The organism is Maribacter sp. TH_r10, assembly GCF_033101095.1.
GTDB classification, from domain to species: domain Bacteria; phylum Bacteroidota; class Bacteroidia; order Flavobacteriales; family Flavobacteriaceae; genus Maribacter_A; species Maribacter_A luteus.
Window position 1 is genome coordinate 431,359 of record NZ_JAWMPY010000001.1, and the last position, 13,250, is coordinate 444,608.

Below are 13,250 nucleotides of genomic sequence, written 5' to 3' on the forward strand. Positions count from 1 at the left end.
ATTATTTAAAATCTATAAAATCTTGAGGATTTACAGGATTCCCGTTATCCCATAATTCGAAATGCAAATGTGGCCCTGTGCTTAATTCACCTGTATTACCTACCGAGGCTATTACCTCACCGGCCCTTACGATATCACCCTGCGCCTTGCTCAAAGAGCCATTATGCTTGTAAACACTTAGTAAACCGTCTTTATGCTCCAATATTATAACATATCCGGTTTCTGCAGTCCATTCCGCAAAAATCACGATGCCATTGGCAACGGCCTTTATCGGTGTATCTTTAGGAGCGACTATATCAACGGCGTAATGTTTTTTGTCCCTATCAAAGGTATCGGAAAGTGTACCACTTAAAGGTGGAAACAATACCACACTTGATTTATCACTATTCCTTTCGAATAAATTATACTTATCCTCTAAGGCCACCTCTGCCCTTAACATGGAATCTTCCTTAATCGGATTAAGATCTACACTTGAAGGGTCTAATTTAAATTGTTCAAACAGAGAGTCCCTATTGATTTCTGTATTTTCAATATCACCACGAAGAACTTTTCGGATGTTATCTAAATACTTATTGGTATAATTCAGGGAGTTCACCAAAGAATCGGTTTTATAAGTAAGTTCTGTCGCCTGTCTCTTTAATTTAGTAGAGGAATATCCGGGAATATACTCGCGTAATGGTGTAAAGGCAATCAATAGAATGGTAAGGCCAATCAAACAAATTATAAAAATTGAGCCAGAAACAAATACATTCAATCGGCTCAGTTTAAAACTTATTTTTTCTTCAAAGGTATTTTCATTAAGGATTACCAAACGGTACTTGTGAAGTAGCTTTCTTTTGATATCCTTTCTTTTCTTTACTTTTTTAGCCATTGTTAGCAAAGATAAAATTAGAATTCAATATTATGACCAACTTTAAAATATATAATTCCATAAGATAAGTTAAAACTGTTCATTACATACGTTTATTTGCCCCTATTGGTTTTTATGGTTATAATATCATTTAGGAAATCAGGAACCGATTTACGTTGATATAAAATGAATCTATAATAGCCGAATACTTTAATTTAACAAAAAACATATAACTATTAAAGACCCACCCAATCTTCCCAAAACAAAAACGCGGCCCCTTAATTACACACTAATCCCAAAATCTTGACAGAACGAAATTTATTATATACTATTCGGTATTTTAAAGAAATGGGGAGTTTTTCATCTTTAAAAAAACCTCATTCATGGGTTTCTTGCTGTATTAATCTTGGACTAGTTCTAATTTTGAATTAAAAAATAAGCAGCTTACCTTAATTTTAACAGCAAACTAATAAGTTTTTAGTACATTTGTTTACCTTAAAAATACTTTTTCATGACAGCTTTACATACTTTTTTGGCCATAGGCCCATGGCAAATAGCAATTGTTGTTTTGGTCGTACTACTTTTATTTGGCGGCAAAAAAATCCCAGAACTTATGAGAGGTTTGGGAAGTGGTATTAAAGAATTTAAGGATGCCTCAAAGGAAGATGACGAGATAGAGGAGAAAACCGAAAAATAATAATATCCGAAAATATATTAATGAAACACCCTATTCAGGGTGTTTTTTTGTTCCTTTCATTTAAGGAGAAACAAATATTACCTTCCATTATATTTCTCTCTCTTATTGTTTCACCAAACAAACTTCAACTTCGTAAGTATTAAGCTTTTTACTCCTTTTATCCCCTTAGAAATAAGGGATTTATCGACAAAAAGCAGTTATACACGACATAAACACTTCATTTCACAACAAAAAATATTTCCAGAAGCAAAGAACACCTAGTTTCGGTAATTAATACATTCTGGGATAATCTACAAAGATGTTAAATAAGATAACGACCAGGCCTAATTAAGACCAACTCTAGTTTTGCTATCATGAAATTCCAAATTCAAAATATTTCCATTCTCTTATTGCTGTTTTTCTCTTATGGACTAATAGCGCAAATCTCCCCCACAAAAGAAATAACACAAGTTGATAGTACCTACCCTATTGAAAATACAGTTGAAAATCAAGATTACAGCAGTTCTGGAAATCTAGATCAGGCCAAAGCACCAACAGGCATTCCAATAAGAGAATTAACCAATTTGGATATAGAAGATGGTTTCTACATTATTTCCGCCTCTGCTGAAACAGGTAATTATGCGAACCAAACCGCCACAAAATATATAAAAGAAGGTTTTGATTCGGGTGTTATACACAATACCCAAGAACATATGTATTATGTGCATTTGGGACGTTATACTAATAGGCAAAGTGCCCTTGATGCAGGAAATACATATTTGAAAGGCCATAATAAAGACTCTATTTGGATTCTAAATAGTTCTTCTTCAAAAAAAAACCATGATACCGAACCCTTGGCTTTGGAAGAAGTGACATACGATATGTTAGATAGCTCCAAGATAATTGACGCAGCCAACGACAACAATCCCGTTAACAAAACTAAATTGATTCAAAAAGCTGATAGTTATTTTGATAAAATGTGGTATGCGGAAGCAGCTGAACTATATGAAAAGGCCCTCAGCAAGGATGAGAAAAACTACTCTTTCGATGTCATACAAAAGGTAGGTGATGCACATTATTTCAATACCGATATGGAAAAGGCCTATCACTGGTACAACATTTTATATAAAAAATATGGGAAACAAATGTCCGCGGACAATATTTTCAAATATGCCCATTCACTTAAAGGTACCGGAAAATACGCAAGATCTAAGCGCTTAATGCGATTATATAATCGAAAAATTAAGGATCCAAATGCTTCCATTACCGACGCATTGTCCAAAAAAGCATTGCCCAACGAAGTAAAATTGGATCAATTAACGAATAAAATACAGAATATTGATATTCACAATCTTACGATAAACTCCAAATATTCAGAGTTCGGTCCAATGTATTATAACGAAGATCAAATAGTTTATGCTTCTGCGAATGATACGTCAATATTCGCTACAAGAAAATATAAATGGAACGACCAGCCTTATTTAGATCTTTATGCGGCCAAACTAAATGACGAATCACAAGAATTAAAAAATGCCGTAAAATTCTCTAAAGAGGTCAATACAAAATACCACGAGGCTTCGGTTACTTTTTCACCCGACAATGAAACCATGTATTTCACCAGAAATAACTATGGCAAAAAATTGAAAAGGGACAAAAAAGGCATTAACCACCTGAAAATTTATAGATCCAAGAAAGTCAATGGGGAATGGACAGAAGCCACCGAAGTTCCTTTCAACAGTGACAGTTATTCCACAGGACACCCAGCGTTAAGTCCTGATGGCAAAAAATTGTATTTCGTATCCGATATGCCAGGAAGTATCGGCCAAACCGACATTTTTGTTGTGGATGTATTGGAAGACGGTAATTTTTCAGAACCACGAAACTTGGGGCCCGAAATAAATACCGAAAGAAAGGAAATGTTTCCTTTTGTGAACAACGAAAAAATATATTTCTCATCCGATGGTCATGTAGGCCTTGGCGGATTGGATATTTTTGAAGCGACCATAGCCGAAGATGGTGGTTTTTTAGAGGCTAGGAATCTAGGCCAACCCATAAATAGCAACAAAGATGATTTTTCTTTTATTGTAAATAAAGAGGGCCAAAAAGGTTTTTTCGCTTCCAATAGAAAAGGAGGTCAAGGCGATGATGACCTCTATTCCTTTAAACGCCTAATCGTTGAAGAAGTCCCTGAAAGTAAAAATGCCATCGCCGGTGTGGTTACCGATTTGATAACAGGTGAACGTATGCCAAAAACGATGATAACCTTATTGGATGAAAACAATATCAAAATGAAAGAAATGGTGACCGATGATCAAGGTAGCTTCATTTTCGAAGACCTTGAAGGTGACACCAAGTATACCATTAAAACTACTGTAAGTGATTTCTTTGATGAGGAAATTGCAGTTTCGACCAAGGAAAACGAAGTAATCAATACCGAAATCGCATTGCGTAGGTTAAAAGAAATGATAGCGGTTGAGGATGGAATTCGTAAGCTGAAAACCGAAATGATCTACTTTGATTTCGACAAATCCTATATTAGGAAAGATGCGGCCAAAGAACTTGACAAACTTGTTCAAGTGATGACCGAATATCCTAAAATGGTCATTAAAATAGAATCACATACCGACTCTAGAGGTAAGCGTGCTTACAACAAGTATTTATCTGACAAACGTGCCAAGTCTACCAGGGATTATATAATCTCCAAGGGTATTGATGCGGACAGGATTGAAAGCGCCATAGGGTATGGTGAAGAAAGATTGATCAATGAATGTGATGGTACGGTACCTTGTTCCGAAACCGACCACCTCCTTAACCGTAGATCCGAATTTATAATAGTGGACATGTAATTAAACCCCAAAATCAGAAAATTTCACAAGCGATGGTCGATAATGGTCATCGCTTTTTTTATGTCCTTAAGCCATATTCACAACATTATAGAGTCCATTTACAACAAAACGACCCCTTCAACGCACTTAATCACCTGATTGTCTGTTATATAAACCCCTAACAATCTTTATTTAACCTAAACCAATCAACATGAAAAACGTTTTATTGATCAAGGAAATTTATTTAGAAGCCTTTAGAAATTTAGGTCATGCATTTGTCAAATCATACTTCAAGGCATTTTCATGGTTTTGTATCGCCAGTTATATTCTAGTGCTTTATGCCTTCTTATTTAGGATATCCACAGGATTTGCGTTCGATTGAGCTTATTGAATATCATAACCAACCTAACCAACGAATTCGCCCTTTTAAGGGCGTTTTTTATTTCACGGCCATTCATTGTCAAAAAACTTAAACGAGCGTTTCATCGCATAAAACAGCTTTTTATAGATCAATTATAATTTGTTCCTAAACGTTGTCTAAATAATATGTATTTCACCCCATTTATTTTCAACCCGAGGCAAAAAAAATGATTTTAGCGCCATTACTAATTAAAACCAATGGGCGTATGAGCAAATTATTACTTTTGAAGGAGATTTATTTGGAAGCATTTAAAAACTGGACGAGCATGTTCTTTAAAAAATATTTTAAAGCATTTTCGTGGTTTTGTTTCGCGTTGATCGTAATGGCAATTTATGCTTTAGTATTTAGGGTGTCAACAGGATTCAATTTCAGTAATTTATAAGTAATGGATCTAAAATCAAAAAGCCCCGTAGAATTACTCTACGGGGCTTTTTATTTATTGTTGGCACTATTTACTTTTCTTCTATAAAATGAAAAGTCTTCATTATCGCTTCCAATTCGAACATATAGTCCCTTTTTTCGGTGGAAGGCGCAAAAGTAAATCCTTCAATTACCATTTTACGGTTATGCTCCTTATCATTGATTATATAAGATAAGAACGGTCCGGCCATAGGGTAATTCTTAATATCCCACAATCCTCTGATCTCCGCAGCTTTTTTACCTGCAATCTCAGCAGGGAAAATGGCAGGTGAAAAAGCAGGTTCGGTTCGCATACTGGTCTTTTTACCGGGAACATCCGGTCCGGGAATATACAGGTCACCTATAGAATCCCTCATACGAACAATATCTTTTACAAAAGTTGAATCTGAAACAAAGCTATCCCAAGGCATGGTATAGGCTATGATGTTCATTGTTCCTTTCTGTATCTGTCTTTCGTACCAAACAAAATTGTCCTCGGTCTTTACAACCTTATATACTGAAGGGATATTTAAACTAATCCCGAATTTATCCTGAAGGTCCTTTTCCTTGTTCAAGGATTTAAGAAATCGGTGTTGGGCCTCATTGATCTCTAACCCTTTGAACGTTTCGATAATTTCCGGTGCCTTACGCGCAATATTGGCCATAATCTCATCATCGGTAGTTCCCTTGATAACGGCCACTTTCTGTGGCTTGGAATACATATCACTTTTGATATGGGCCAAATTCAAGGTGTCTTTTTGAACATAAAGTACATTTCTACTATTGCGAACGGCCCCTGAGAATACTTCTGGTGGAATCTGGGTTATTGTAAAAATAGGTTCCTCCATTGTCAGACCTAAGGACGATGCGGCAAAATACTCTCTTACCGTATCGCCTACTTTGGATTTCCATGTCTCATTGTCTATGACTACTATCAACGAGTTATAGGCTCCAATAGAGCTAGGCAAATAATTCTTTGTTCCACTTTCTTTGCAGGAAACGACGATTACAAAGAAAAGAACAAATAGCAACTTAAAATGTTTCATGTGTGTTATTGGTTTACGATGAACAATTGCACAGTTTCAATTTTGTGCCTGGTTTTAGATTATTACCACTAATACCGTTCCATTCCCGTAAATTTTCGATACTAATTCCCGGATATTTTCTCGAAATGGTCCAAAGCGAGTCACCGCTTTTTACAGTATGTATTTTTGATGCTGGTAAATTTGTGGTACTGGCTACCGTTTGAGGGCTTTTTGAAGCCGTTTTAGAGGCGGAAACCGGATTCCTGGTGAATATGGTCAGTCGCTGGCCAATCCTTAAATTATTGCTCCTTAAACCGTTCCATCGTTTGATCTGGCTAACCCCGACCCCATATCTGGCCGCGATTTTACCCAAATAATCCCCACTGCGCACTTTATAGCGAATACGATCGTCTGTCTTTACCAATTGAGGCAAAGGGGATTCCTTACTTTTAAATTGTTCTTTTACATGGGCGTAAATAGCCTCTTCGTTCGCTACGAACTTTCCCATTTCTGTAATAGGCAATCTAAGTGTATATTCTTTTCCTTCTACATGAGGAATAATATCGAGCTTATAAGCAGGATTCAACACCTTTAATTCCTCTACTCCAATACCGACCAATTCCGAAATTTGGTCAAAGGAAATCAGGCTTTTTATATGTACTGTATCCGTTTCGAAATACGTGCGGTCAACTTTTTTCCCTTTTAATCCATGTTCATCGGCATATTCCAACAAATACATTGTGGCCAAAAATGCCGGTACATAACCCGCAGTTTCTCGTGGGAGGTTTCTTCTTATGTTCCAGTAGTTCTTATACCCACCTGATCTTCGAATGGCCTTGTTCACATTTCCAGGACCGGAATTATAAGCTGCAAGTGCCAAATCCCAATCCTCGAATATCCCATATAATTTAGATAAATATTTACATGCCGCTTCAGTGGATTTAATAGGGTCACGACGCTCATCTACATAACTGCTCACATCGAGTTTGTACATTTTTCCCGTACCGTACATGAATTGCCAAAGACCCGTTGCCCCTACCCGCGACCTGGCCCTTGGGTTCAAGGCAGATTCTACAATGGCCAAATATTTCATTTCCAACGGAATGTCATATTTATCCAATTGCTCCTCGAACATCGGGAAATAAAACTGACTTACCGTCAACATCCTTTCTATAAGACCTCGCTTACGTACCAAAAATGAATTGATCACTTTCTCCAAAGATGGATTGTAGGCAACGTTGAAAGGTGTTTTCTGGTTTAACCGCTGTAATCTTAATTTAAGGGTATCGGTATTCAATGTGTTGTCGACAACCTCTGCGGTATCTATCTCCAATACCGTTTCATACATCTCATCGTAAAGTGCTGCATTCTCATACAGCTCTTTCATCCAAAGACTATCGTATGTAGAGGCGATCTTTAAATCCTTTAGATCATAGGTTTTCTTATCCCCAATGGTAACGATCGGTAAGGAATTGTCGTTTAGGTCACTTGAAGACTCCAGCTCATCCATCTTCTCAATGCCCTGCATATCAAGAGCAAGGGTATCCAAAGGAATATCCTTGGCCTTAATGACTTTGATGTGTTCTTTTTGAACCTCTTTTACTTCTTGTGCAAATACCGAAATATTGGCAAAAAGAACCAAAATAAAACTTAATCGTCCAAATTTATATAAATGCATAGGAATTTCTTTAGTTAAAGGGAACTAACGAAAATCGCATTTTTTTTTGAAAGAATAAAATTTTAAACCTTAAAGTATGGATTGTTACCGCGCATTCCGTTAATCGATAACGCGCTTACCCTTCTAATATTGCGGCGATTCCAGGTAAGGTCTTACCCTCTAGGCTTTCTAGCATAGCACCACCACCAGTGGATACGTAACTTACTTTATCCTGAAAACCGAATTGTTTAACGGCCGCAACGGAATCACCACCACCTACAAGTGAAAACGCCCCTTTTTGGGTTGCTTCATCTATAAAGTTGCCAACGCTTATCGTTCCTTTCGCAAAACTTTCCATTTCAAAAACCCCAACAGGTCCGTTCCAAAGAATGGTTTTGCTCTTCAATATAACTTCCTTGAAAATTTCCAAGGTCTTAGGTCCGGCATCCAATCCTTGCCATCCATCAGGAATCTTATCTACATCGACTATTTGTGTATCGGCATCGTTACTAAAGTCATTGGCTGCAACAACATCTACTGGAATATGTACTTGGACCCCTTTTGCTTTCGCTTGTTCCAATATGCTTAAAGCAAGGTCCATTTTATCATCCTCACAGATAGAATCCCCAATGGTCCCCCCTTGTGCCTTAACGAAAGTATAGGTCATACCCCCACCAATGATCAAGTGGTCTACCTTGTCCAAAATATTTTCTATAATGGTGATTTTTGAAGAAACCTTTGCCCCACCTAAAATGGCCAAAACCGGTTTTTCCCCAGTTCGCATCACTTTTTCAATAGATTTTATTTCTTTAGCCAATAAATAGCCAAAGCATTTTTGCCCTGGAAAGAATTGGGCAACGATTGTAGTTGATGCATGGGCCCTATGAGCGGTACCGAAAGCGTCATTCACATAAATATCACCTAATTTGGAAAGCTTTTCCGCAAAGTCAACATCCCCGGAGGTTTCTTCATCGTAAAAACGTAAATTTTCCAACAAAAGAACTTCACCCTCTTTTAATTCAGCAACGGCTTTTTCAGCCTCTTCACCAACACAATCATCAACGAACTTAACCTGCACACCGATTATATCCGAAACCTTGGCGCAGATATGTTTTAGTGACATTGCATCGTTTCTTTGGCCTTTTGGTCTACCCAAATGGCTCATAAGCACAGCACTACCTCCATCTTCCAAGACTTTGATAATCGTTGGCTTTGCTGCTTCGATCCTATTGGTATCGGTTACATTGAAATCCTCATCCAAGGGTACGTTGAAATCTACACGTATCAATGCTTTTTTCTTTTCAAAATTAAAATCGTCGATGGTCATCATAGTAGTATGCTTTAGTAGTATGCTTTTAACGAATGGCAAAGGTAAAGATTTATAAGGTTCTTAAAAAAAATAGGACACCATAATTTCACGTGTTTCGTTGCATTTATTTACTTAGGCAAAAGAACTATCTTTGAACCATGCTTTTCAAGGAAATTTTAGGACTTACCCATATCAAAAAACACTTGGCAATGAGTGCCAACGCCGGTCGAATTCCCCACGCACAATTATTTGTGGGCCCTGAGGGTTCCGGCACCTTGCCAATGGCTTTGGCCTATGCGCAATATATAATCTGTGGCAACCAGGATGCAGAAAACAATGGGGAGAACCAGGCTTGTAACATTAAATGTGATTCTCTTTCGCACCCCGATATGCATTTTGCGTTTCCGGTAGCAAATTCGGATAAGGTAAAAAGCCATGCCGTAAGTAACCATTATATGGAAGAATGGCGGGAATTTGTGAGGGAACAACCCTACGGTAACCTTTTTGACTGGTATAGATTGATAGGGATAGAAAAAAAACAAGGACAGATCGGGGTTGACGAGGCTTACGACATTGTTAAAAAATTATCATTGAAATCTTACGAAGGAGGCTACAAAGTGATGCTTATTTGGATGGCGGAAAAAATGAACACCGCTTCGGCCAATAAACTTTTAAAGCTTATTGAAGAACCTCCTGAAAAAACCGTTTTTCTTCTGGTCGCTCAAAATGAAGATCAGATCATACAGACCATACGATCACGATGTCAGATTTTACAATTTCCTCCCTTGGCCGAAGAATCTATTGCCAAAGGTCTTGAGAACAAGGGGTTAGAGCGTGAAGAGGCACTTAGGTTGGCTTTAGAAGCAGATGGTAACTTTAACAAGGCCTTAGATTTAATGAACAAGGATTCAGAGGATCTTGTCTTTGAAAAATGGTTTGTACAATGGGTACGCAGTGCATTCAAAGCCAGGGGCAACAAGACGGTTATACATGAATTGATCTTGTGGGCAGAAGAAGTGGCTAAGACCGGTAGGGAAACCCAAAAGAAATTTCTCCAATATTGTATCACGGTCATGCGCCAGGCCATGCTCATAAATTATAATGTAAAGGAATTGGCATTCATGCGCATGCACGTAGACGGATTTAAAATGGAGAAATTCGCTCCGTTCGTACATGAGAACAATATCCTAAATATCGTCTCTGAATTGGAAGATGCCATTTATCATATCGAGAGAAACGGTAATGCGAAAATCATCTTTACCGACCTATCCATTAAATTGACCCGTTTACTCCATACTAAAGAAACCCCTTTACAGAACCAACCTTAAACCGTTTTTATATGGCAACCTTAATCACCCAAAGTACCGAACTTCTTCTTCTGTTTTTTTTGATAATCACCTTTATTCAAAGTGGATTGGATAAATTAATGGACTGGAACGGCAATCTATCTTGGTTAAAAGGTCATTTTGAGAAAACGCCCTTAAAAAATACTGTCCCGTTGTTATTGGGTATTATTTTGTTTTTGGAGATACTCGCAGGGATTTTTTGCTGTATAGGGGTTTTTCAAATTATAAATAGCGGGGACAGTTCGTTTGCATTATATGGCGCCATACTATCATGTATAGTTTTGTTGATGTTGCTTTTTGGTCAACGAATTGCGAAGGACTATGAAGGAGCCAAAACCATTGCGGTCTATTTTATACCAGCTATTTTCCTGGTTTTCTTGCTTCAATCTTGAGCATAAAAAAACCCCGACCAAATGGTCAGGGTTTCTTCATTAGACTTGAACAGTCCTATTTTTTATACTTGTCATTTAGGATCTTAGTGATTTCTTCCGTAAGATCATTTGCTTCTTTACCGTATAGCACACTGCCACCATCACCTCCTCCTAGAATATAGGAATAGGCATTAGCTTTACCATAGGCTTTGATTTCGTCTTTTACTTTGTTGACCAAACTGTCCATTTCGGTCTGACCCGCAATTTGTAGTTGCTGTTCCTCTTGTTGCAATTGTTGGCCGATAAACTGTCCCTTTTGCTGAAAAACCCCATACTCTTCCTGCGCTTTCTGCTGCGACATTTTCTGTGCTTTTACCTGGAAGGCCTGTGCCTCTAATTGAAAAGCTTGGGTTATACTATCTTTCTTTTTCCCGAAAGTTTCCAATTTGGTTTTGTATTTGGCTTCAACATCAGATCTTTCCTGATAATCCTCCATCAACTTTACGTTGTCTACAAATCCGATTTTTTCTTGTTGACACGATACCATGACCAAAACAATAGCGGCCAATACTAATTTCTTCATTTCTTATGTTTTAAATTCCGTTTTTCAGAAAAACTTACTTTTTCGAATTGGGCAAAAATAGGAAAGCTTTTTAGAACTTTTACTTTTATTGCACTATTTATGTCTTGATGATAACTATGCCCGTCGGTTATAAAATGAACCCTAAAAACCTGTTTTTATATGCTATAGACAATATCTATTCTGTTAATCTATTGCAATTAACAATATCTATTATATTTGGTGAAATACAAACTAATTTCAGGGTGTTTTTTAAAATCCGCAATACATATTACCCTTTAGAGATCGAAAAGTCGTTAGAGCGCCTTAAAATCGGTTTTATGCTCTCTTTAGAATATAAATATGGGAAGAATACTCTTTAGTGCGCCAACCTTTTAAATTAGACCACAAACCAACCGCAAAAGCCTTTACAAAATTAGTATGGCCCGACTTATATTTTTCGGATAACAATGAAACGTAGAACGAGTCAAATACCATCGGTTTTATTTCCACCACTTTCATTCCCTGTGCGGCAAAAAGTTTTTCGATAGATGATTTTGAAAAATGCCAAAGATGGCGAGGAACATCATAAGCTGCCCAAAACTCCTTATAATGCCCTGCATCGTATGATTTGAAATTCGGTACGGCCACCACAAGGGTTCCGTTGTCATTAAGTAATGAAACCAAATCTTTAATTTGTAATTCTAGATTTGGCAAATGTTCCAAAACATGCCATAAGGTAATTATCGAATATTTTTTGTTCTTTATGGATTGAAGGGTTTCATGTAGAATTATTCCTTTTGCATTAGCCCGATCCTTAGCTCCCCTATTCGGTTCAACGCCTTCAACTACCCAACTCCTATTTTTTGTTTCCAGGAGAAAATCACCTGTACCCGCCCCAACATCTAAAAGTGTTTTTTCACCTACCACATATTTTGAAATCAGTCGTTCTTTTTTTCTTAGACTATATCTCTTTATGATTTGATATAGCTTATCGATTACAGTTTTGTTAGAATCTGTGTGGGAAATATAATCCTCACTAATGTAATATTTGTCTAGATCTTCAGGTTGTGGTCTCGTTGACAACATATCTAAAGAGGTATCAAATTCGAGTTCAAAACTTTCACCGGATACGGAATGATCCTTAATTTTTAAATACGGTTTCATTATAGTTGTGGGTAGAAATATATTCTTTTTTGAGAGCCCTAAGGTAGTTTAAAACTACTTCCCGTGAAAGTGAGCCTACCTTTAAGCAATCCTTTTCATAGTCACTATATGCTTCTATAGCAATATACCAATGACCGTTTCTGGTTACACCGTTTTCATCATCTGAAAAAATAGGTTCCACATCTTCATTTCCTAGAGCGGCATTTACGAAAACATCAAGGACTGCAGGAAATAAATTAATGGTCTTATCAGGAATCTCTACCTCATAAAAAGAAAAGAAATATGTTTGAGTATTTATTTCAAAAGGAACGTCATCGTAAACATTTTCATTATTCAGTTGAAATTTTATATTCACATAATCATAAAACCCATCTGCTTCTTTAGGGTCTTCAAAAACGAACATTTCTCGTTTGGGCAAGCCTTTTTTAAAAGATTTCCCTTTCGTGATTTTATAATCATGGATATCGGGGGCAATTCGTAATGGTATGCAAGAGTTGAAAAGAAAAACAGCAACTACAGCCGATACAACAATTCTCATGAAAATATGGTTTGGATTATAACCTAACGCCACAACAATCAAGCCATTTTATAAAAAATATTAGGGGAAAATCAATACAATAGATTCTATAATGAAGCGGTTCGCGT

At 37.1% G+C, this 13,250-nt stretch carries 13 protein-coding genes; 6 read left to right on the forward strand and 7 right to left on the reverse strand.

Features of this window, described 5'->3' with window-relative positions; translation table 11 throughout:
* Nucleotide 1: 1 nt before the first annotated feature.
* A complete protein-coding gene (locus R3X28_RS01845) occupies nucleotides 2-871 on the reverse strand; it encodes a M23 family metallopeptidase (RefSeq protein ID WP_154366060.1) in 870 nt (289 codons plus the stop codon).
* A 490-nt stretch (nucleotides 872-1,361) separates the two neighbouring features.
* Here R3X28_RS01845 and tatA point away from each other — a divergent pair, with 490 nt between their 5' ends.
* From tatA to R3X28_RS01865, 4 genes are all read left to right on the forward strand, one after another.
* On the forward strand, nucleotides 1,362-1,547 hold the full coding sequence (gene tatA, locus R3X28_RS01850) for a twin-arginine translocase TatA/TatE family subunit (protein ID WP_154366062.1): 186 nt from the start codon (nucleotides 1,362-1,364) through the stop codon (nucleotides 1,545-1,547).
* A gap of 353 nt (nucleotides 1,548-1,900) precedes the next feature.
* Nucleotides 1,901-4,372, forward strand: a complete 2,472-nt coding sequence (locus R3X28_RS01855) for an OmpA family protein (protein WP_317661976.1) — start codon at nucleotides 1,901-1,903, stop codon at nucleotides 4,370-4,372.
* Nucleotides 4,373-4,562: 190 nt separating this feature from the next.
* Nucleotides 4,563-4,733, forward strand: coding sequence for a DUF6747 family protein (locus R3X28_RS01860; protein WP_179955070.1), 171 nt, complete (start codon nucleotides 4,563-4,565; stop codon nucleotides 4,731-4,733).
* 244 nt (nucleotides 4,734-4,977) lie between these two features.
* Nucleotides 4,978-5,154: a DUF6747 family protein gene (locus R3X28_RS01865; RefSeq protein WP_179955071.1), complete on the forward strand. Its 177-nt coding sequence runs from the start codon at nucleotides 4,978-4,980 to the stop codon at nucleotides 5,152-5,154.
* Nucleotides 5,155-5,224: 70 nt separating this feature from the next.
* Here the strand turns inward: R3X28_RS01865 and R3X28_RS01870 are convergent, their stop codons facing one another.
* From R3X28_RS01870 to R3X28_RS01880, 3 genes are all read right to left on the reverse strand, one after another.
* Complete coding sequence (locus R3X28_RS01870; protein WP_154366066.1) at nucleotides 5,225-6,217, reverse strand: DUF4837 family protein; 993 nt, start codon at nucleotides 6,215-6,217, stop codon at nucleotides 5,225-5,227.
* Between the two features lie 13 nt (nucleotides 6,218-6,230).
* On the reverse strand, nucleotides 6,231-7,874 hold the full coding sequence (locus R3X28_RS01875; protein WP_317661977.1) for a LysM peptidoglycan-binding domain-containing protein: 1,644 nt from the start codon (nucleotides 7,872-7,874) through the stop codon (nucleotides 6,231-6,233).
* Nucleotides 7,875-7,989: 115 nt separating this feature from the next.
* Nucleotides 7,990-9,183, reverse strand: coding sequence for a phosphoglycerate kinase (locus R3X28_RS01880; protein WP_317661978.1), 1,194 nt, complete (start codon nucleotides 9,181-9,183; stop codon nucleotides 7,990-7,992).
* A gap of 137 nt (nucleotides 9,184-9,320) precedes the next feature.
* Between R3X28_RS01880 and R3X28_RS01885 the strand changes: the two genes are divergently transcribed.
* Together R3X28_RS01885 and R3X28_RS01890 are read left to right on the forward strand one after the other, a co-directional pair.
* Nucleotides 9,321-10,490, forward strand: a complete 1,170-nt coding sequence (locus R3X28_RS01885; protein ID WP_317661979.1) for a DNA polymerase III subunit delta' — start codon at nucleotides 9,321-9,323, stop codon at nucleotides 10,488-10,490.
* Nucleotides 10,491-10,501: 11 nt separating this feature from the next.
* Entirely contained in the window at nucleotides 10,502-10,900 is a 399-nt protein-coding gene (locus tag R3X28_RS01890; protein WP_317661980.1) for a DoxX family membrane protein, read from the forward strand.
* Nucleotides 10,901-10,955: 55 nt separating this feature from the next.
* Here R3X28_RS01890 and R3X28_RS01895 read toward each other — a convergent pair whose 3' ends face one another.
* From R3X28_RS01895 to R3X28_RS01905, 3 genes are all read right to left on the reverse strand, one after another.
* Nucleotides 10,956-11,462: an OmpH family outer membrane protein gene (locus R3X28_RS01895; protein WP_154366076.1), complete on the reverse strand. Its 507-nt coding sequence runs from the start codon at nucleotides 11,460-11,462 to the stop codon at nucleotides 10,956-10,958.
* A 315-nt stretch (nucleotides 11,463-11,777) separates the two neighbouring features.
* Nucleotides 11,778-12,605, reverse strand: a complete 828-nt coding sequence (locus R3X28_RS01900; protein ID WP_317661981.1) for a class I SAM-dependent methyltransferase — start codon at nucleotides 12,603-12,605, stop codon at nucleotides 11,778-11,780.
* Nucleotides 12,583-13,143: a hypothetical protein gene (locus R3X28_RS01905; protein ID WP_154366080.1), complete on the reverse strand. Its 561-nt coding sequence runs from the start codon at nucleotides 13,141-13,143 to the stop codon at nucleotides 12,583-12,585. Before R3X28_RS01905 ends, R3X28_RS01900 begins: the two co-directional genes overlap by 23 nt.
* Nucleotides 13,144-13,250: the final 107 nt, after the last annotated feature.